Source organism: Roseibium sp., from assembly GCF_039982295.1.
GTDB lineage: Bacteria > Pseudomonadota > Alphaproteobacteria > Rhizobiales > Stappiaceae > Roseibium.
On the sequence record NZ_JBDWYP010000049.1, the window covers coordinates 40714 to 61654 of the forward strand.

Annotated in this window: 19 protein-coding genes and 1 tRNA gene; 5 read left to right on the top strand and 15 right to left on the bottom strand. The window is 56.2% G+C overall.

Annotation, left to right across the window (positions count from 1 at the left end; translation table 11 throughout):
* Positions 1–86: 86 nt before the first annotated feature.
* From lon to ABJZ52_RS09825, 10 genes are all read right to left on the bottom strand, one after another.
* Positions 87–2516: an endopeptidase La gene (lon, locus tag ABJZ52_RS09780; protein WP_348191221.1), complete on the bottom strand. Its 2430-nt coding sequence runs from the start codon at positions 2514–2516 to the stop codon at positions 87–89.
* Between the two features lie 328 nt (positions 2517–2844).
* Positions 2845–4110 carry an ATP-dependent Clp protease ATP-binding subunit ClpX gene (gene clpX, locus ABJZ52_RS09785; RefSeq protein WP_348191218.1) on the bottom strand — a complete coding sequence of 422 codons (1266 nt, stop codon included), beginning with the start codon at positions 4108–4110 and terminating at the stop codon, positions 2845–2847.
* 241 nt (positions 4111–4351) lie between these two features.
* Positions 4352–4987, bottom strand: coding sequence for an ATP-dependent Clp protease proteolytic subunit (locus ABJZ52_RS09790; protein WP_348191215.1), 636 nt, complete (start codon positions 4985–4987; stop codon positions 4352–4354).
* Between the two features lie 211 nt (positions 4988–5198).
* The gene (gene tig, locus ABJZ52_RS09795; RefSeq protein ID WP_348191345.1) at positions 5199–6548 is read right to left on the bottom strand and encodes a trigger factor; all 1350 of its coding nucleotides are present in this window, start codon (positions 6546–6548) and stop codon (positions 5199–5201) included.
* Positions 6549–6872: 324 nt separating this feature from the next.
* Entirely contained in the window at positions 6873–8096 is a 1224-nt protein-coding gene (nqrF, locus tag ABJZ52_RS09800; protein ID WP_348191212.1) for an NADH:ubiquinone reductase (Na(+)-transporting) subunit F, read from the bottom strand.
* A 12-nt stretch (positions 8097–8108) separates the two neighbouring features.
* Positions 8109–8717, bottom strand: a complete 609-nt coding sequence (nqrE, locus tag ABJZ52_RS09805) for an NADH:ubiquinone reductase (Na(+)-transporting) subunit E (protein WP_153768897.1) — start codon at positions 8715–8717, stop codon at positions 8109–8111.
* Complete coding sequence (locus ABJZ52_RS09810; protein ID WP_348191209.1) at positions 8717–9370, bottom strand: NADH:ubiquinone reductase (Na(+)-transporting) subunit D; 654 nt, start codon at positions 9368–9370, stop codon at positions 8717–8719. The genes nqrE and ABJZ52_RS09810 overlap by 1 nt, the downstream gene beginning before the upstream one ends.
* Complete coding sequence (locus ABJZ52_RS09815; RefSeq protein ID WP_348191206.1) at positions 9370–10176, bottom strand: Na(+)-translocating NADH-quinone reductase subunit C; 807 nt, start codon at positions 10174–10176, stop codon at positions 9370–9372. Before ABJZ52_RS09815 ends, ABJZ52_RS09810 begins: the two co-directional genes overlap by 1 nt.
* A complete protein-coding gene (locus ABJZ52_RS09820) occupies positions 10169–11368 on the bottom strand; it encodes an NADH:ubiquinone reductase (Na(+)-transporting) subunit B (RefSeq protein ID WP_348191203.1) in 1200 nt (399 codons plus the stop codon). The genes ABJZ52_RS09815 and ABJZ52_RS09820 overlap by 8 nt, the downstream gene beginning before the upstream one ends.
* A 3-nt stretch (positions 11369–11371) precedes the next feature.
* Positions 11372–12715, bottom strand: a complete 1344-nt coding sequence (locus ABJZ52_RS09825) for a Na(+)-translocating NADH-quinone reductase subunit A (protein WP_348191200.1) — start codon at positions 12713–12715, stop codon at positions 11372–11374.
* A gap of 182 nt (positions 12716–12897) precedes the next feature.
* Between ABJZ52_RS09825 and ABJZ52_RS09830 the strand changes: the two genes are divergently transcribed.
* Both ABJZ52_RS09830 and nqrM read left to right on the top strand, forming a co-directional pair.
* Positions 12898–13914: an FAD:protein FMN transferase gene (locus tag ABJZ52_RS09830; protein ID WP_348191197.1), complete on the top strand. Its 1017-nt coding sequence runs from the start codon at positions 12898–12900 to the stop codon at positions 13912–13914.
* Positions 13915–13935: 21 nt separating this feature from the next.
* Positions 13936–14178: a (Na+)-NQR maturation NqrM gene (gene nqrM / locus ABJZ52_RS09835; protein WP_348191194.1), complete on the top strand. Its 243-nt coding sequence runs from the start codon at positions 13936–13938 to the stop codon at positions 14176–14178.
* Here the strand turns inward: nqrM and ABJZ52_RS09840 are convergent.
* Positions 14175–14360 (bottom strand): hypothetical protein, encoded by a 186-nt coding sequence (locus tag ABJZ52_RS09840; protein WP_348191191.1) that lies wholly within the window; start codon positions 14358–14360, stop codon positions 14175–14177. The genes nqrM and ABJZ52_RS09840 overlap by 4 nt on opposite strands.
* Before the next feature lie 79 nt (positions 14361–14439).
* On the opposite strand from ABJZ52_RS09840, the gene ABJZ52_RS09845 reads away from it, so the two are divergent.
* The gene (locus ABJZ52_RS09845) at positions 14440–14961 is read left to right on the top strand and encodes a CBS domain-containing protein (RefSeq protein ID WP_348191189.1); all 522 of its coding nucleotides are present in this window, start codon (positions 14440–14442) and stop codon (positions 14959–14961) included.
* Between the two features lie 276 nt (positions 14962–15237).
* Here ABJZ52_RS09845 and ABJZ52_RS09850 read toward each other — a convergent pair.
* Together ABJZ52_RS09850 and ABJZ52_RS09855 are read right to left on the bottom strand one after the other, a co-directional pair.
* Positions 15238–15322: transfer RNA gene (locus tag ABJZ52_RS09850), tRNA-Leu, on the bottom strand.
* 93 nt (positions 15323–15415) lie between these two features.
* On the bottom strand, positions 15416–16915 hold the full coding sequence (locus ABJZ52_RS09855) for an NAD(P)H-hydrate dehydratase (RefSeq protein ID WP_348191187.1): 1500 nt from the start codon (positions 16913–16915) through the stop codon (positions 15416–15418).
* Between the two features lie 394 nt (positions 16916–17309).
* On the opposite strand from ABJZ52_RS09855, the gene ABJZ52_RS09860 reads away from it, so the two are divergent.
* Together ABJZ52_RS09860 and glnA are read left to right on the top strand one after the other, a co-directional pair.
* Positions 17310–17648, top strand: coding sequence for a P-II family nitrogen regulator (locus ABJZ52_RS09860; RefSeq protein ID WP_153768889.1), 339 nt, complete (start codon positions 17310–17312; stop codon positions 17646–17648).
* 127 nt (positions 17649–17775) lie between these two features.
* Positions 17776–19185 carry a type I glutamate--ammonia ligase gene (glnA, locus tag ABJZ52_RS09865; protein ID WP_348191183.1) on the top strand — a complete coding sequence of 470 codons (1410 nt, stop codon included), beginning with the start codon at positions 17776–17778 and terminating at the stop codon, positions 19183–19185.
* A gap of 217 nt (positions 19186–19402) precedes the next feature.
* Here glnA and ABJZ52_RS09870 read toward each other — a convergent pair whose 3' ends face one another.
* Both ABJZ52_RS09870 and phnE read right to left on the bottom strand, forming a co-directional pair.
* Positions 19403–19894: an ATP-binding protein gene (locus ABJZ52_RS09870; RefSeq protein WP_348191180.1), complete on the bottom strand. Its 492-nt coding sequence runs from the start codon at positions 19892–19894 to the stop codon at positions 19403–19405.
* Between the two features lie 73 nt (positions 19895–19967).
* Positions 19968–20891, bottom strand: a complete 924-nt coding sequence (phnE, locus tag ABJZ52_RS09875; RefSeq protein WP_348191177.1) for a phosphonate ABC transporter, permease protein PhnE — start codon at positions 20889–20891, stop codon at positions 19968–19970.
* Between the last annotated feature and the right edge of the window lie 50 nt (positions 20892–20941).

The window sequence follows — 20941 nt, forward strand, 5'->3', positions numbered from 1 at the left end:
AGAAAACCGCCATTTTCAGGGCTTATTCATAAGAAAAGCCCCGGCAAGGCCGGGGCTTTCCGATTTATGCGATGCGCAACGCGTTATTAGTGCGCAACAACGCCAGCCGAATCACCGTCCTTGCGGGCGGCTTTCGCAGCCTCTTCGGCGCTCGCCTCATCCCATTCGATAGGCTCAGGCACACGCTCAAGTGCTGTCTTGAGCACCTCGTCCATGCTCGTCACAGGAATGATCTCAAGCGAGTTCTTCACCGAATCAGGGATATCGGCCAGATCCTTGGCGTTGTCCTCGGGAATCATCACCGTCTTGATCCCGCCGCGCAGAGCTGCAAGCAGCTTCTCCTTCAATCCGCCGATCGGCAGGATGCGGCCGCGCAATGTGATCTCGCCAGTCATGGCAACATCACGGCGCACCGGGATACCAGTCAGCGTTGAGATCACGGCGGTCGCCATGCCGATACCGGCGGAAGGACCATCCTTCGGCGTTGCACCTTCCGGCACATGCACGTGGATGTCTCGCTTGTCGAACAGCGGCGGCTCAATGCCGAAATCGACAGCCCGCGAACGGACGTAAGACGCCGCAGCGGAAATTGATTCCTTCATGACGTCGCGCAGGTTGCCCGTCACCGTCATCTTGCCTTTACCCGGCATCATGACGCCTTCGATGGTCAACAGCTCACCGCCAACCTCGGTCCAGGCGAGACCGGTGACAACACCGACCTGATCCTCGCTCTCCATCTCGCCGTAGCGGTAGCGTGGAACACCGAGATATTCCTCAACAACCTCGGGCGTCACCGTGATGGTTTCCTTGTCGCTCATCAGGATGTCCTTGACCGCTTTACGGGCCAAAGTCGCCATTTCACGCTCAAGGTTACGCACCCCGGCTTCGCGGGTGTAGCGACGGATTACGAAGCGCAGGGCCTCATCTTCAATCGAGAACTCACCCTCGCGGAGACCGTGATCCTTTTCCGCCTTCAAGATCAGATGGCGGCGGCAGATCTCGACCTTTTCGTCTTCCGTGTAGCCGGCAATGCGGATCACTTCCATGCGGTCCATCAGGGGCGCAGGAATGTTCAGCGTATTGGCCGTCGTCACAAACATCACATCCGAAAGATCGTATTCGATCTCCAGGTAGTGATCCATGAAGGAGCTGTTCTGCTCGGGATCAAGCACCTCGAGAAGGGCCGAAGACGGATCGCCGCGGAAGTCCATGCCCATCTTGTCGATCTCGTCGAGCAAGAACAGCGGATTGGACTTCTTGGCCTTTTTCATCGACTGGATCACCTTGCCCGGCATGGAGCCGATATAGGTTCTCCTGTGACCACGGATTTCAGCCTCGTCACGGACGCCGCCCAGTGACATGCGGATGAACTCACGACCGGTCGCCTTCGCAATCGATTTGCCAAGCGAGGTCTTGCCGACGCCGGGAGGACCGACCAGGCACAGAATCGGGCCCTTGAGCTTGTTGGCACGCTTCTGAACCGCAAGATACTCGATGATCCGTTCCTTGACCTTTTCAAGTCCGTAATGATCCGTGTCGAGCACCTCTTCAGCAAGAGACAGGTCATGCTTGACCTTGCTTTTCTTGCCCCACGGAATACCGACCAGCCAATCAAGATAGTTGCGAACAACCGTCGCTTCGGCAGACATCGGGCTCATCTGCTTGAGTTTCTTGATCTCGGCAGCCGCGCGCTCGCGGCCCTCCTTGGACAGCTTTGTCTTCTTGATCTTTTCCTCAAGCTCCGCGATTTCGTCGCGGCCGTCTTCGCTGTCGCCAAGCTCCTTCTGAATGGCCTTCATCTGCTCATTCAGATAATATTCGCGCTGGGTCTTCTCCATCTGGCGCTTGACCCGCGACCGGATGCGTTTTTCGACCTGCAGAACGGAAATCTCGCTTTCCATCATGCCAAGAACGCGCTCGAGACGTTCGGCAACCGAAACAATCGCTAGGATTTCCTGCTTTTCCGGGATCTTGATCGCGAGGTGCGACGCAATCGTATCGGCAAGCTTGGAATAGTCCTCGATCTGGTTGACCGCGCCCAGAACTTCCGGCGAAACCTTCTTGTTGAGCTTCACATAGTTCTCGAACTCGGCGATCACGGAGCGGGCCAATGCCTCGATCTCGATGTTCTCGCCATCACGCTCGGGCAGAACTTCTGCGCTGGCCTCGTAGTAGTCGCTGCGGTCGGTATAGCCGTCGATACGAGCACGCGCACCGCCCTCGACCAGGACCTTGACCGTGTTGTCGGGCAGCTTGAGCAATTGAAGAACGGTCGCGAGGGTGCCGACTTCATAGATCTGACCGGGATCAGGATCGTCATCGGCTGCATTGACCTGGGTCGCAAGCAGAATGTGCTTGTCGGTGCTCATGACCTCTTCCAGCGCGCGAATGGACTTTTCGCGGCCTACGAAAAGCGGCACGATCATGTGTGGGAACACGACAATGTCGCGCAAGGGCAGCACAGGATAGACGCCTTTTCCGTCTTCTTCAAAAGAGCGGACTTCAGTATCGCTCATTTCCATTCCTTTCTCTGCGCACTCCGTCCCCCGGTTCTTTATCGGCGGTACAAAGCGCTGAAAAACGGCAGCAGGCGGGAGGTGCCTGCCAGAGCCAGACCGACGCACCCCTGATGGGCATACAACCGGACCGCTTCGCCGTAGTGTTGTCCTATTAGGTGGACACCTGCCCCCTCGGTGTCAAGGCGGCGCTGGAACTTGACCGCCAAAGCTTCCATGAGGCTTTCTCGGCAGTGGAAAACTGCAGTTTTCCAGCACATATTCACAAAAAATGCCGCCCGAGGAGGCGGCATTTTCTAGTCATTCCGACTGGATCAAGACACCCACGTCAGGCGCTTGTCGCCGAAGATTCTTCGCGGTCCTCGTAGATGTAAAGCGGGCGTGCCTCGCCTTTCACCACTTCCGCCGAAATCACGACTTCCTTCACGCCCTTCAGGCCAGGCAGCTCGTACATGGTATCGAGCAAAATAACCTCAAGGATCGAACGCAGACCACGAGCACCGGTTTTGCGCTCGATAGCCTTGCGCGCAATGGCCAGCAACGCTTCGTCGTGGAACGTCAGCTCAACCGTCTCCATTTCGAACAGACGCTGGTACTGTTTGACCAATGCGTTTTTCGGTTCGGTCAGGATCGTGATCAGGGCATCTTCATCCAGATCTTCCAGAGTTGCGATGACCGGCAAACGGCCAACGAATTCCGGGATAAGACCGAACTTCAGCAGATCTTCAGGCTCAAGCACCGAGAACAGTTCGCCGATCTTGCGATCTTCCGGTGCGTGGACCTGCGCCTTGAAGCCGATCGACGACTGGGTGCCGCGATCAGAGATGATCTTGTCGAGACCGGCAAAGGCGCCACCGCAGATAAACAGGATGTTGGTCGTATCTACCTGCAGGAACTCCTGCTGCGGATGTTTGCGGCCACCCTGAGGCGGAACGGAAGCAACAGTGCCTTCCATGATCTTCAGAAGAGCCTGCTGAACCCCCTCACCCGACACATCGCGTGTGATCGACGGATTGTCCGACTTGCGGCTGATCTTGTCCACCTCATCGATGTAGACAATGCCGCGCTGCGCTCGCTCGACATTATAGTCGGCGGACTGAAGCAGCTTCAGGATGATGTTCTCGACGTCTTCACCCACATAACCGGCTTCGGTCAGCGTGGTGGCATCGGCCATCGTAAACGGCACGTCCAGGATCCGCGCAAGCGTCTGCGCCAGCAAAGTCTTGCCGCAACCGGTCGGACCGACCAGCAGGATGTTCGACTTTGCCAGTTCCACGTCGTTGCTCTTGGAGGCGTGATTCAGGCGTTTGTAGTGATTGTGGACCGCAACCGACAGGACTTTTTTCGCGCTGCCCTGGCCAATGACGTAGTCATCCAGAACGTTGCGAATTTCCTGAGGTGTTGGGATTCCATCTTGGGACTTCACCAGCGAGGACTTGTTTTCCTCACGTATGATGTCCATGCACAGCTCGACACATTCATCGCAAATGAAAACAGTCGGGCCGGCGATCAGCTTGCGCACTTCATGCTGGCTCTTACCGCAGAAGGAGCAGTAGAGCGTGTTCTTGGAGTCGCTGCCGCTGGCCTTGGTCATTTATTCAACCCCGCGTTCTCTGGGAGGAGGTCCCCCCTTATCTGTCAAGATCGAGCCAAATTAAGGCAAATGGCTCGATTGTGCCGCCTAGGACCGACTTTACTCTCTAAAGTCTCTGATGTGACCATGCTTCACCCTTAAAAATCAACATAGGTTTAAGGCGAAGCCGGAAAACGACCATATCTAGGGGCATTGAATGCCGGTCCACCGGTCATTTGGCGACCGGTGGACAATTGTTTCGTCAGCTCTCAGCCTCGCCCGACAGGCTCGCACGATCGGATATCACATTGTCAATGATCCCGAATTCCTGCGCTCTTTCAGAGGTCATGAAGTTGTCGCGCTCAAGCGCCTCTTCAACAGCATCAAGGCTCTGACCGGTGTGCTTGACGTAAATCTCATTGAGGCGACGCTTCATCTTCAGGATTTCCTGAGCATGCAGCATGATATCGGCTGCCTGCCCGCGAAAACCACCGGACGGCTGGTGAACCATCACGCGGGCATTTGGCAGGGAAAAACGCATGTCTTTCTCGCCGGCAGCCAGCAGAAGCGAGCCCATCGACGCAGCCTGACCGATACACAGGGTCGAGACGGCCGGACGGATGAACTGCATCGTATCATAGATCGCAAGGCCCGAGGTCACGAGACCACCAGGCGAATTGATGTAGATCGCGATTTCCTTGGTCGGATTTTCGGCTTCCAGGAACAGCAGCTGAGCGCTGATCAGGGTAGCCATGTGATCTTCCACCGGCCCGGTCAGGAAGATAATCCGCTCCTTGAGGAGACGCGAGAAGATATCGAAGGCCCGCTCGCCGCGGTTCGTCTGCTCGACGACCATCGGAACGAGTGTGTTCATGTAGATATCGACAGGATCCTTCATACCTCATCCATATGCTTTGAGACGGCCGTGCGCCGGAGCAGCACGGTCAGACATAGGCCACATCAACGTTGAAACGAATATGGGGCCTGACTCGAAAAAAGCGACACCCCATACATAGGGGATGTCGCCCTGTTCGCAAAGTCATCGCAGATGCGGCGTGAAGGCAAGGTTAAAGCCAGGCCGCATCCGCTGATTTTCAGCGGGAAAACGCTTAGGCGTCTTCCTCATCCTCTGCCACGAGCTTCTCCAGCTCTTCCTTGGTGACGGTCTTGTCCGTCACATTGGCGAGCTCGAGCATGTAGTCGACGACTTTCTCTTCGTAGATCGGAGCGCGCAGCGAAGCCAGGGCCTGCTGGTTGTTCTTGTAGAACTCGAACACCTGCTGTTCCTGACCGGGGAACTGGCGAACGCGGTCATAAAGCGCGCGCTGCATTTCCTCGTCGGAAACCTGGATTTCGTTCTTTTCGCCGATTTCCGACAGAACGAGACCAAGGCGCACGCGACGTTCAGCGATCTTGCGGTAGTCCGCCTTCGCTTCTTCTTCCGTCGTGCCTTCGTCCTCGAAAGTCTTTTCGTTGCGCTTCATGTCCTCTTCGACCTGATTCCAGACCGCATCGAACTCGGAGTTCAACAGACCTTCAGGCAGATCAAAGGAATAATGCTCGTCCAGCGCATCAAGAAGCTGACGCTTCACACGCTGGCGGGTCATCTGGCCAAACTGGCCCTCGATCTGGCCGCGAACGATTTCCTTGAGCTTGTCGAGAGACTCAAGGCCAAGGTTCTTGGCGAACTCATCATCGATCGTCGCTTCGCCCGGCGCGCCAACTTCCTTGACCACAACATCAAAGGTCGCCGCTTTACCGGCCAAATGCGCAGCCTGGTATTCTTCCGGAAAGTTGACTTCGACAACCTTCTCGTCGCCAGCCTTCAGCCCGATCAACTGATCTTCGAAGCCCGGGATGAACTGGCCCGAACCGAGCACAAGCTGACCGTTCTCGTCGGCACCACCTTCAAAAGGCTCGCCATCGATCTTGCCGAGGTAGGACATGGTGACACGGTCACCATTTTCCGCCGCACCGTCCTTGGTGTCGAACGGAGCGTTGTTCTTGGCGATCTCGGCGATCTGCTCATCAACTTCGCTTTCGGCGATGTCGACAACCGGACGCTCGATTTCAATACCCTTGAAATCAACGATCTCAAATTCAGGCAGAACGTCGTATTTCATGGCGAAAGACAGATCGGCGGAACCGGCCAGAATCGCTTCGGCTTCTTCATCAGGAAGATCAATTGCCGGTGTCAGCGCCGGGCGCTCAGAGCGCTCCTCAAGCACCGACTGGCTGCTTTCCTGAATCGTGTTGGACAGGATTTCTGCCATAGCCTGGCGGCCATACATCTTTTTCAGATGCGCAACCGGCACTTTGCCCGGACGAAAGCCCTTGATCTGCGCCTTGCCCTTCATGTCTTCCATATAAGCATCGAGCTTGGAAGCCAGATCACCGGCCGGAATTTCGATTTTCAGCTCTCGCTTGAGGCCCTCGGAGAGGGTTTCGGTAACCTGCATGGGTTTGCTTCGTCCTCGGTCTGGAACGATCTGTTCCGGATACTTGTTGTAAATGACGATCTGGCGATGCGCGGCGCCACCCTGAAGCGGCGACCAAACAGGCATCACCGCACCTTCAAGACACTCGAAGGCGCACGATGGAAGCGCGATAAAGGCTCCCCTTGAAAGTGTCAAGTCTGAGACGCGCTATTTACCCTGTCGAGCCCTCTTTTCCTTGAAGGAAAAGTCCGTGAAAAACAGCCAACAGATCCCGCTCAAACAAGATCCGAGGCGCTTGCACACCTCGGATCTGACTTCTTTTCAAATTGTCATATGAGGGCTGTCTTAGCCGCCAAAGTCGTCCAGCATGATGTCCTCCCGGTCGACACCGAGCTCCAGCAACATGTTGATAACCGACTGGTTCATGATGGGAGGCCCACACATGTAGAACTCGCAGTCCTCAGGCGCCGGATGGTTCTTCAGATATTCATCAAAGAGCACATTGTGAATGAAGCCTGTGTAGCCTTCCCACTCGTCCTCCGGCAAAGCATCAGACAACGCCACATGCCATTCGAAGTTATCAAACTCCTTGGCCAAGCCGTCAAAATCCTCAACGAAGAACATTTCACGCTTTGAACGGGCGCCGTACCAGAAGGTGATCTTCCGATCGCGGTTCTTAAGCCGCTTGAGCTGATCAAAGATGTGGCTGCGCATTGGAGCCATACCCGCACCGCCACCGATGAAGACCATCTCCTTCTGGGTGTCGCGAGCGAAGAACTCGCCGAACGGACCAGAAATAGTGACCTTGTCACCAGGCTTGAGGTTGAAGATGTAAGACGACATCTGACCAGGAGGAATACCCTGAGAGCCCGGTGGCGGGGAAGCCACTCGAACGTTCAGCATGATCAGGCCTTTTTCATCCGGGTAGTTCGCCATGGAATAAGCACGTTCGATCGGCACGTTCACCGTGGACTCATACTGCCACAAGTTAAACCTGTCCCAATCCCCGTGATATTCATCCTCGATGGCGAAGTCCTTGTAGCTCAGCTTGTGAGCAGGAGCCTCGATCTGGATATAGCCACCTGCGCGGAAATTGACATCCTCGCCTTCGGGAAGCTCCAGAACCAGGTTCTTGATGAAGGTGGCAACGTTCTCGTTGGAGCGAACGGTACACTCCCACTTTTTGACACCGAACACCTCTTCCGGAACTTCAATATCCATGTCCTGCTTGACGGCAACCTGACAAGACAAGCGATCACCGCAAGACGCTTCGCGCTTGGTGATATGGCTTTCCTCAGTAGGCAGGATCGAGCCGCCGCCGGAGTGGATTCGCACCCGGCACTGAGCACAGGTGCCGCCGCCCCCGCAAGCGGAGGGAACGAACAGTTTCTGCTCCGCCAGAGTCTGCAAAAGCTTGCCTCCGGCAGGGACCGAAATGGTCTTTTCACCATTGATGGTGATCTCCACATTCCCGGACGACACGAGTTTGGCTCGCGCTGCCAGAATGATCGATACGAGCGTGATCACGATGAGGGTAAAAAGAACGATACCCAGGCTGAATGTTTCCATGATCTATCTCCCTCAGAGTTTCACGCCGCTGAAAGACATGAAGGCCATAGCCATCAAGCCCGCAGTGATGAAGGTGATACCCAGTCCCTGAAGACCATCAGGAATATCGGAATATTTCAGCTTTTCGCGCACGCCCGCCATCGCGGTGATCGCCAGCGCCCACCCAAATCCAGAGGAGACACCGTAGGTCAGGCTCTCGGGGAAGTTATAGTCGCGTTCAACCATGAACAACGAGCCGCCGAGGATCGCGCAGTTCACCGTGATCAGCGGCAGGAAAACGCCAAGTGCGTTGTAGAGTGGCGGAAAGTACTTATCGAGCACCATCTCCAGTATCTGAACCAGCGCTGCAATAACGCCGATGTAGGAGATCAGCCCAAGGAAGGTCAGATCCACATCGGAAAAGCCCGCCCAGCTGAGCGCGCCCGGTGCCAGCAGATAAGTCAGGATCAGGTTGTTGGCCGGAACGGTGATCGCCTGAACGATCATGACCGAAATACCGAGACCTATGGCCGTTGAAATCTTCTTCGACACGGCAATGAAAGTACACATGCCGAGGAAAAAGGAGAGCGCAAGGTTCTCAACGAAGACCGCTTTGACAGCTAGGGAAATAAGACCTTCCATCAATGAGCCCCAACGACTTGAATTTTATATTCGCGCTCTTCAACCTGACCAGGTTTCCAGGTCCGGAAGCCCCAGATCAACAAGCCAATGACGAAGAAAGCTGAAGGTGGCAGCAGCAACAGGCCGTTTGGCACATACCAGCCGCCATTATTGACTGTCTGCAGCACGGTAATGCCGAACAGGCTGCCCGCACCGAAGAGCTCGCGGATCACACCCACCAGCATCAAGATCAGGCCATACCCGAGCCCGTTGCCGATACCATCGACGAAACTCGCGATCGGCGGGTTCTTCATGGCGAAGGCTTCCGCCCGTCCCATGACGATACAGTTGGTGATGATAAGACCGACAAAGACGGAAAGCGTCTTGGAAATCTCATAGGCATAAGCCTTGAGCACCTGGTCAACCAGAATCACAAGCGAGGCGATGATAACCATCTGGACAATGATCCGGATCGAACTTGGAATGTGATTACGCAGCATCGAGATGAACATCGATGAGAACGCCGTGACCAACGTCACCGCGATTGCCATCACGAAGGCCACCTTCAGTGAGGAGGTGACCGCCAGTGCAGAACAGATGCCCAACACCTGCAACGTAATCGGATTGTTGTCGACCAGTGGGTCAATCAGCATGTCTCTGCGTGTTTGAGCCATTAGATTTCTCCCGCCTTGAGTTTTTCCAAGAAGGGCCCATAGCCCGCTTCACCCATCCAGAAACGAACCAGATTGTCGACACCAGCGGACGTCAACGTGGCACCTGCGAGGGCATCGACGTGATAGTCGGATCCTGCAGGCGGCACACTTTTGGAAACCGTGATCTGCAATGTCCCATCCTCGTCGGCGAGCTTCTTGCCTTTCCACTGCGCCTTCCAGCGCGGATTGTCGACTTCTGCGCCAAGGCCTGGCGTCTCCGCGTGACTGTAGAACTGCAACCCGTAGATATCGTTACCGTCAGACTCGAGCGCTATGAAGCCGTAGAGGGTCGACCAAAGGCCATAGCCGTGGACTGGCAGGATCACCTTGTCGAGGGACCCATCGTCCTTGCGCAGAAGGTAAATGGTAACAAATCGGCTCTGACGGCCGATGCCCGCCGGATCATTTTGCAGCGCATCACTCAGCTCCGGATCGGCAGCTGCAGCCCGGTCATCGAATGTGGTTGCATCAAACTGATCGGTGAACGTGCCAGTAGACAGTTCAAGCACATGCGGCTCGAAAGCCTTGAAAGCCTCGACCACGTCTTCATTCGGGTCGTAGACGCCGGCCACCTGCAGAATGTTGATCTGCTTGTCCTTGAGCTTGTTGATCTCCTGGACCGGACGCAGCGCGACTGCGACCGCAGAAACGACCATCGAGGCGACAAGGCAAAGCGTTACGGCGACAAAGACCGTCTTCGGCACGGAATCGGTTGGCAGAGCCAGAAAACGGGCAATCAGGCCCTTGTTTTGGGTCTCATCAGACATTGCCTTTTGCCCTCCGCCTGATGTTGGCCTGCACCACGAAATAATCGATCAGTGGCGCAAACACATTGCCGAACAGAATGGCGAGCATCATGCCTTCAGGAAATGCCGGGTTGATCACACGGATCATGACCACCATGAACCCGATCAAGGCACCATAGATGTAGCGCCCCAGATTGGTATGCGACGCCGACACCGGCTCAGTCACCATGAACACAAGGCCAAACGCATAGCCACCAATCACCAAATGCCAGTACCAGGGCATGGCAAACATCGGATTGGTGTCCGAACCGATGAGGTTCAAGAGCAGCGAGAAAGCGATCATGCCGCCCAGACAGCCCACCACGAGGCGCCAGTTGGCAATCTTGGTCACAAGAAGGAAGGCCAGACCGATGAAGCAAGCCAATGTGGAGGTTTCACCGATGGAACCCTGAATGAGGCCGATGAAGGAACTCATCCAGTCCATGCCGTTGGCAGCCAGCTGCTGATAGCCCTGGGTGGAGCCAACCGAAAGCGCCGTCGCACCGGAAAAGCCGTCCACAGGCGTCCAGATTGTATCGCCAGACATTTGTGCCGGGTAAGCGAAATACAGGAAGGCTCGGCCGGTCAAAGCCGGATTGAGGAAGTTTTTCCCCGTTCCGCCGAAAACCTCTTTGCCGATCACGACACCAAAGGAAATGCCGAGGGCAACCTGCCAGAGCGGCGCTGTCGGCGGCATGATCAAGGCGTAGAGCATCGAGGTAACGAGGAAGCCCTCGTTCACTTCATGCCCGCGAACCGTGGCAAACAACACTTCCCAGATCCCGCCAACGACCAGCGTCGTGATGTAGATCGGCAGGAAATAAAGCAAACCATGAAAGAAGTTGGCGAAAGGATTTGTCGGATCAAACCCTATTCCCAGAGCGCTGATGACATAAGCGCGCCAGCCACTGGGCTCGAGATTTTCCAGAGCCAAATTGGCCTGAAAGCCGACATTGTAGAGACCAACGAGAATACAAGGGATCGTGGCAATGACCACATAGGTCATGATCCGCTTCATATCCACATAGGAACGAGCATGCGGGGCGACCGTCGTCACCGTCTTGGGCGTGTAGATAAAGCTCTCCACCATCTCGTAGATGGGGAAGAGCTTCTCGTACTTGCCGCCATTGACGAAGTGAGGCTCTATACGGTCAAAGAAGTTGCGAAGACCCAAGTCCTAGCCCTCCTTTTCGATTTTGGTGAGGCAGTCGCGAAGCGCAGTGCCATATTCGTACTTGGCGGGACAGGCAAAGCCAACCAGCCCAAGATCTTCTTCGTCAAACTCGAGCGCGCCAAGCGCCTGTGCCTGATCGGTGTCCATCACGAGGAGCGCGCGAAGCATCTGCGTCGGCAAGATACCCTGCGGCACAAGCTCTTCAAAGGTGCCAAGCGGCACCATAGCGCGACGACCGCCGTTCAAGTTGGAGGTCAGTGCATAGAGCTTTTTCGAGAAGGCGGAGCCGAGAACCGGCTGAAAGGCAAACTTCGACGGCATCGGACGAATCCAGCCGAGTGGAATCTGCTTGTGATCTTCTTCGATGACCGTGACCTGCCGGGCGTACCGTCCAAGATAGGCACTGGGCCCCTCGCCCATGCGGCCACTCAGAATCGAGCCGGATATAAGTCTGACCGGCTCGTCTCCCGTGACTTCACCCTTGCAGAGGTCATCCATGGATGCGCCAGCAACGGTTCGAACCAACCGCGGATCCGAGCAACGTGGGCCGCACAGAGCGATAATCCTGGAGGAGTCGAGCTTGCCGGTTTCGAGCAGTCGCCCGATCGCAATTACATCCTGATAGCCAATGGTCCAGACGGTTTTCGACGCACTCGGCGCATCCAGAAAATGCATATGAGTTCCGGAAAGGCCAGCTGGGTGCGGTCCGGAGAACCCGGCAGCTTCAACGCCAGGCGCCTGCTGACCAGGAACCTGCGCTCCAGTCTCGTGGCACAGATAGGTCTTGCCCTCACTCAATGAGGCAATCGCCGCCAGCCCTTTTTCGAAAGCCTCGGGAGCTTCGCCAATCGCGATGGCAGGATCGGCCGAAAGCGGTTCGCTATCCATGGCGTTGACGAAAATGGCTGCAGGCCGCGTTTGCGGCTCTGGCACTTTCGAATACGGACGGGTACGGAAAGATGTCCACAGTCCAGAGGCGCACAAGCGCTCCACCAGACCTTCAGGTGTACTCACATCCCCCACGTCGGAAAAATCCACTGCCTCTGCAGCCGACTCATCGATCTCGATTTCAACGCTGATCAAGACCCGACGCGCACCGCGATTGACGGCCTTCACGCGACCACCAACCGGAGATGTTACCAACACCTCGGCAGTATCCTTGTGGAAAAGAAGCGGAGCTCCGCATCCCACGACGTCCCCCTCCTGCACGAGCAGTCTGGGCTTGAGTCCGATATAGTCAGCGGCGATCACCGCAGCAGTTCGCACCTCTTGTCCCGGACGAATCTCCTGGACAGGCGCCCCCAGCACCGGCAGATCGAGACCTTTTTTGAGCTTAAAGCTTTGCACGCATTTGGCCTCCAGTGTTCTTCAGGTCGCCATATGCTACGATTTTGCCCGGATCAAAAGTGCTAATTTGTCTAACAACAACATTTTTTGGTTGAAACAGTCTTCGAAACCAAAGAAAAGCGCGATGGAACACCGCGATAAAGGTCGCGATCGAACACTCCGAGGCGGGTACGGTACCTATCATGATGAATTTTTCTCGACGCAGCTTTATCTTGATGTCGCTTGCTTTGGCTGCATGTAAGCGCGGCGCGGATGTTCTCGAACTCGATGGTTCGACCATGGGAACGAGCTACTCGATCAAGGCCATCGACCACGACGGCAATGTAGACGTGGCTGCCCTGAAACAGGCGGTGGCCAAGAGCCTGGCGGACGTGAACGCTCAAATGTCGAACTGGGATCCCAACTCCGAGGTTTCCCGTTTCAATGCATCGTCCAGCTCTGACGCCATTGGCGTTTCTCAAGATCTGGCCTATGTGATTGAGGCAGCCGAGGGCGTAAAACGCGCCAGTGACGGCCAGTTTGACATTACACTTGGCCCTGTCATCGAAGCTTGGGGCTTTGGCGCAAACGGCGGATCGGCCAGAGCGCAGCCAAGCATGCAGGAAATTGCAGATGCCATGCATTCCACCGGCCAACTGAGTGTCAGTGGGACAAGCGTCAAAAAGGCAAATCCTGACACCCAGATTTTCTTGCCGTCGATTGGCAAGGGTTATGGCGTGGATAAGCTCGCAGCCACTCTCAAGGGCTTCGGCCTGACAGACTTCATGGTCGAAATCGGCGGAGACCTATACGTTGCAGGCCTGAATACAGACGGCATGCGCTGGCAGATCGGGATCGAGTCGCCTGATTCCCTGAGCCGCCAAGCCTATCAGGTCACCGACATCTCGAATCTTGGCATGGCGACCTCCGGCGACTATCGAAATTATTTCGAGGAAAACGGAACGCGTTACTCGCACATCATTGATTCGCACACCGGCAAGCCCATCTCTCACAAGACAGCGTCGGTGACGGTTCTGGCAGAAAACACCATGCTGGCGGACGCCTGGTCGACAGCAATGCTGGCGCTTGGCACCGATCGCGGACTGGAAATTGCCAACCGCCTTGACTTGGCCGTTCTGTTTATCGACCGGAACACGAGCAGCGGATCCAAAGGCTTTGTATCAACGGCAAGCGAGCGGTTTGCGTCGTTGAAGGCGTAGCTGGACCATAGGAAACGTCGCATGCTGACCTTTGTATTGGCTTTTTCGCTCCTGATCACAGTCATGTTGGGTATGGCGCTTGGCGTCATATTTTCAGGACGCACGATCAAAGGCAGCTGCGGCGGTTTGAACGCAATTACCGATGCAGATCAGTGCCTTGTCTGCAAAAAAGAAATCGATCCTGACAGCCCGCTGCGTGAGCGATTGCTTTGCCCGCGGGCGAAAAAAGCTCTTGCTGAAATGGAAGAGCAAAGCGCCGCCTAGGCGCCCGCCGTCAGCGGGACAAAAGCCACCAAGCTCAGACAGACTGCGGCCAGAACGCCGTAAAACCAGAGCTTCCAACGCGGCCCTTCTGCAGCCCAGACGCGTCGATATCGATAGCCGGCAAAACAGGCCAATACGAACATGATCGTCGCACTCATGGGTGTGAGGGCAAATTCGGCCAACTTGGAAATCCTTGACGTGGTGTTTCGTTTAAGCTGAACTTTTCCCAACGAGAGGAACGTTCAACGAGGAGCACTTTGAATGCCCAGTTCTTACCAAGCACCAAGCCGCAAGGACAAGGCGCCGGCTGAGACTTTCAGCCAGACAGCCCAAACCAACACAAAAAAAGAAACGGCAACGGTTCAAAAGATTCTCGACAACAAGGGCAAGGATGTCTTTTCCATTGGACCTCAAAACACCCTTCATGAAGCTGTAGAGATCCTTCGCGACAAACATATCGGGGCCCTGCCTGTCCTGGATCCGCAAGGCGGCCTGCTCGGCATTCTCTCAGAGCGCGACATCGTCCGGCGCCTGGCAGATACACCAGGGCAAACGCTTGGGCAAAAGGTCGAGGAAATCATGACGCGAAAGGTAGAAGTGTGTGAAGCTTCGGAGGCTCTCCTGTCGGTCTTGCGGCGTATGACAGAAGGACGTTTCCGCCATATGCCTGCAGTATCCGAAGACCAGGTCGTCGGCATGGTGACCATTGGCGATGTCGTGAACTACAGGCTGAACGAACTCGAATATGAAGCGCTCCAGCTCAAACAACTGATCGTTGGGTGAGAGACATCGCGCCAACTTGAAAGCAGAGGCTGTCCTCTGCTTTCAAGTTTTCCCATCCAGCCATCCTCGTGCCTAGATCGCTCCCGAATCGGCGCGACTGCGTTTCGCAGTAAATTGGCTGATCGCTGAGATTGACACTTGAAGCTTGTGCTCGATCACAGAAGATATTTCGAAACTCCGTTAGGCTGATCCATGACTGCACTGGACTAGCCCACTTAAGCAGCGCCCCTAGGTTCCCTGTCGAACCTTCTCCAACATCAGAAATTTTTGAAAAAATGGTACGGATGGAGGGACTTGAACCCCCACGCCTTGCGGCACCAGAACCTAAATCTGGCGTGTCTACCAATTCCACCACATCCGCGCAGCGCCGTATGTTCAGCACTGAAGCGGGGCCTCTATAGCACCGTGTTTCAAACCACCACAAGGAAAAATGATGAGGTGCCCCTTCCCCGCCTCATGACTTTTCCACAAGTCCTGCGATCACGGGACGCAGAGTCGTCGCGAGGTCTTCTGCAATCAGACCGGCACCGGCCTGTTGCCCCGCCGCGCCGTGAAGCCAGGCCGCCATCGCCACCGCTTCGAAGGCCGGCATCTTTTGTGCAAGCAGACCACAGATAATGCCCGCGAGCACATCTCCGGACCCCGCCGTTGCCAACCAGGGCGGTGCATTGGAATTGATGGCTGCCCTGCCATCCGGACTCGCGATCACGGTGTCCGCGCCTTTAAGGAGAACAACCGCACCAGAGCGTTTTGCGGCGGCGCGTGTTCGTGTCAGCTTGTCCAGAACAACAAGATCAGGAAACAGACGGGCAAACTCGCCGCCGTGAGGCGTCAACACGACGGGAGCTTCGCGTCCCTTGATCTGCGTGAAAAGCACCTCGGGTCCATCCTGGTGGCTCGTCAGAGCATCAGCATCCAGGACAACTGCGCACTCGGATTTCAAAAGAACAGAAACTGCCGCCGAGGTTTCATCGCCAACACCATATCCAGGACCGATGAGAAAGGAATTCAGGCGCTTGTCGGTTAGCAGCTCGGAGATGCCCTCAAGTCCCCTGACTGATCTCAACATGACTGCTGTCAGATGGCTTGCATTGACCATCAGGGCCGAGGGCGGCGACGCAAGCGTCACAAGCCCGGCTCCGGCCCTGAGGCATGCGCCAGCAGCAAGACGCGCCGCCCCGGTGGACGACATGGGCCCACTGAAAACCACGGCGTGGCCACGTTCGTATTTATGCCCGGCCCGACCAGGCACCGGCCAGGCACTCAGCCACAAAGGTGGTTCGTTGAGAAACGTCTGCGGTCCGATTTCGCGCAGAACGCTCTCCTGAATACCGATATCGACACAAGAGACGTCGCCGCACAGGTCCCGGCCGGGCAACAAATAGTGCCCCGGCTTGCATCGAAAGAACGTAATACTGCGCGCGGCTTGAACGGCTGAACCTCCGGCCTCACCCGTCGACCCGTTCACGCCGGACGCAAGATCGACGGCCAGAACCGGAACACCACTCTTGTTGATGATAGCGGTGAATGCGGCGGCATTGCCCTGCAAGGGCCGGTCCAGCCCTGCCCCAAAAAGCGCATCTACGATCAGGTCGCAGCCTTTCAGCGTCTCGTCCAGCGCAGCAGCATCAACCACCTGGCTTGGCAGTCCCATTTGCTCATAAGCCACCTTTGCGTCGCCCTTCAGACCGATCGGGTCCTTCAGAAGCAGGACATCAACCGCATACCCAGCCTGATGCAAATGGCGCGCGGCAACAAACCCGTCGCTGCCATTGTTGCCCGGCCCACAGACGATCGCTATGCGCCCCTGCGGTGGGCACATCTCAGAGGCCACCCGCGCGACATGACCACCCGCTCTCTCCATCAGAACGATGCCCGGCGTGCCCGACGCAATGGCCATCCTGTCGGCCTGCCCCATCTGCGCCGAGGTCAAAAGCTCGCTTGCATCCGCCATTGCGCTCTCACCTGTCTGTTTCACCCGCTTGTAATCTGTCTGCCACCGGAAGGTACGACTGTCATGTTATAAAAACGGCGCCTAGGCCACGGGACAAATGCTGGACCTCAACTTCAGCGTCATGCTGAAGATTGACGACCAAGCCACACAAATGCACCATTTTGCACACTTGTTGTGCATGCTGATTACTTTTTGATCGCTATTTGCGGACCAGTTTTGCGCTCAGTGAAATGCCGGCATTGCATATGCCCCTTTTTTCGGCGAATTTTACATCCCAGTTCACTTGGCACAGCTTGTGCTAATTCGGATCCAGCGGTGTGTATTCGCAACCGGAGACCCACAGCGGTTTCAAGCCAGACAATTCGGCCAATAAATTCGGAGAGAGACGAAGGTGATGAAGAAGATCGAGGCGATCATTAAGCCCTTCAAGTTGGATGAAGTGAAGGAAGCTCTCCAGGAGGTTGGCCTCCAGGGCATCACTGTAACCGAAGCCAAGGGCTTTGGGCGCCAGAAAGGCCACACCGAACTCTACCGCGGCGCGGAATATGTCGTCGATTTTCTCCCGAAGGTGAAAGTCGAGATTGTGCTGACAGGCGATATGGTGGAAAAGGCAGTTGAGGCCATTCGCTCAGCAGCTCAAACCGGTCGCATCGGCGACGGCAAGATTTTTGTTTCCAACATCGAGGAAGCAGTGCGTATCCGGACGGGCGAGTCCGGCGAAGACGCTATCTGAACCTCGTTTCCAAACCGGCCAACGGCCAAGAATTTCGATCCGCGTGTGCTTTTTGACAGCACGAGACTGCAAGCACCCGGGTCGGGACGAACCCCAACTGATGATAGATAACTAAGGGATGGACAGTATGACCACCGCCTCCGAGGTCCTTAAGGAAATCAAGGAAAAGGACGTAAAATTCGTCGACCTGCGCTTCACCGACCCGCGCGGCAAGATGCAGCACGTCACTTTCGACGTTGCTCTCATCGATGAAGACATGTTCGCTGAAGGCACCGCATTCGACGGCTCTTCCATCGCTGGCTGGAAGGCCATCAACGAGTCCGACATGATGATGGTTCTGGATCCGGAAACAGCTCATATCGATCCCTTCTTCGCCCAGACCACCATGGCGATCTTCTGCGACATCGTGGACCCGATCACTGGCGAAGCCTACAACCGCGATCCGCGCATGACGGCGAAAAAGGCTGAAGCCTACGTCAAGTCCGGCGGTTTCGGCGACACTGTCTACTTCGGCCCTGAAGCCGAGTTCTTCATGTTCGACGATGTCCGCTTCGCCGCTGACCCGTACAACACCGGCTTCAAGCTCGACAGCACCGAGCTGCCGACCAACATGGATGCCGAGTACGAAACCGGCAACCTCGGCCACCGTGTTCGCACCAAGGGCGGCTACTTCCCTGTTCCCCCGATCGACAGCGCTCAGGACATCCGCTCCGAAATGCTGTCTGTCATGGCAGAAATGGGCGTTCCGACCGAAAAGCATCACCACGAAGTGGCCTCCGCACAGCACGAGCTGGGCATGAAGTTCGACACGCTGACCAAGTGTGCCGACAGCATGCAGGTCTACAAGTACGTTGTTCATCAGGTTGCACATGCCTACGGCAAGTCGGCTACCTTCATGCCGAAGCCAGTCTTTGGCGACAACGGCACAGGCATGCACTGCCACCAGTCGATCTGGAAGGACGGCGAGCCGACTTTCGCAGGCAACCAGTACGCAGATCTTTCCGAAAACTGCCTGTACTACATCGGCGGCATTCTGAAGCACGCCAAGGCTCTGAACGCCTTCACCAACCCGTCGACCAACTCCTACAAGCGTCTGGTCCCGGGTTACGAAGCACCGGTTCTGCTGGCTTACTCCTCACGTAACCGTTCGGCTTCCTGCCGTATCCCGTTCACGTCTTCTCCGAAGGCGAAGCGTATCGAGGTCCGTTTCCCGGATCCAACGGCGAACCCTTACCTCTGCTTCTCCGCGCTTCTGATGGCTGGCCTTGACGGTATCAAGAACAAGATCCATCCGGGCGAGGCCATGGACAAGAACCTCTATGATCTGCCAGCTGAAGAACTGGCCGAGATCCCAACGGTTTGTGGCAACCTGCGTGAAGCTCTGGAAAGCCTCGATGCTGACCGTGAGTTCCTCAAGGCCGGCGGCGTGTTCGATGACGACCAGATCGATGCCTACATCGAACTGAAGATGGAAGAAGTCGAGCGTTACGAAATGACGCCGCATCCGGTCGAATTCGACATGTACTACTCCGTCTAATCCTTTACAGGATTTCAGACAGCGGAAAGGCCGGGCAATCGCCCGGCCTTTTTTGTTGCCATGTTTTCGGGCCTTCTGGCGGCTTCCGTCGGACTTGAAAAGGGACAAGAAGCAGAGACCGCCGTCCCGGCCTCAGAGCCGGGACCAGCTCCCAAACAGGACGGTCCCGGATCAGGTCCGGGACGGCGGTTTCCGACACTTGTTGGAACTGAGGGCTTCAGCCTTCAACACCGTACTCCCTCACCTCAAATCCCTCGTCTGCGCTCGGCGGCATGAAATGACGAGAGATCGCCTCAAACTGCTCATCAGTGACAGTGAACTGGTGTCCGCCAGCAGCATTGCGCTCCTGCAAGCGCGTCCGGCAAACGTCATCGGGCACATTCAGATAGTGAAGCGTGTGATTGCAGCCACTCTCGTCAATCACCCGTTTCATCCAACGGCGCGTTTCTGGCGTGTTCGCCGGAAAGTCGAGCACGACGGATAGGCCGGCGCCAAGCAGGGCAACCAGATGCGCTTCCATGACGGTGCGAAGTCGCGCAGAACAGCGAACATAGTCCTTGATGCTCGCCATCTCCGGCCCGTAAAGAGCTGCAAGCCACTCATCCTCGCTAATCAGCACGGTCGCTTTGTCAGCAGCCAAGCGACTGGCCAGCGTTGATTTTCCTGACGCTATCTTGCCAGCAAGAATATGAAAATGCCCGTCTGTCATCTCTGCACCTGAAGTCGAATCCAGAGGCAGCATCCAACGCTGACGTCATCTTTGCAATTCCCGTCAGCAGCAATCAGCCGCCGGCCAATACAATCTCGATGCCGATCACGAGCACGGTCAAAAGAAGGAAATACGCCGCGAACTGATACTGCTTCTCGCCATCGATCACGACCTTGCGCAGGAGTGAACCGAAGATATCCAGGAGCGATACGGTCACCAGGATGATCAGGAGGATTGCAGCGCCGGCAGAATAATCGAAGCCGCGCAATGCCTCTGACAAGGACATGCCGATGCCCCCGGCCCCAACGATGCCCAGCACCGTGGCCGAGCGGACATTGGCCTCGAACCGGTAGAGCGAATAAGAGATCCAGAGCGGCAGCACCTGCGGCACCACACCATAGACGACTTCCTGGATCTGCGGAGCTCCGGTCGCCTTGATGCCTTCAACTGGTCGCGGGTCGATTGCTTCAACCGCTTCAGAGAAGAGTTTTGCAAGCGTGCCCGTCGTGTGAATGACCAGTGCAAGCACACCTGCCAAAGGACCGAGCCCCACCGCAGCCACGAAAATCAGTGCGAAAACCAGTTCGTTGATGGCACGAAAGGAGTCCATCAATCGGCGGACCGGAAACACGATCCAGGACGGCGCGATGTTGTTGGATGCCAGCAAACCGAAGGGCACTGCCAGCAGAACCGAGAGCATGGAACCCCAAACCGCCATCTGCACGGTTTCTAGCATCAGCGCGAGGTAGGTACGCCAGTAGCGAAAGTCAGGAACCAGGAAATCCTCCAGCAGCATGGCCATGTTGCCGCCGCCCGTGAGAACATCACCGAGCCGATCCATTTCCGCTGGCTTGAAGCTCCAGATCAACATCAGGATCAGACCACCCCAGATGAGCAAATCGAAGAACTGCTCCTGCCGGCCACGGCCTGGCACGGGGATATCGGCCTGGGCAGTGCGCGACGCATCAACGGCGCTGATCATGGAGGCACTGGTCATGGAAAATCCTGTAGGTCTGCCAGAAGGAGCATGAGGGCCCTCGGGCCCTC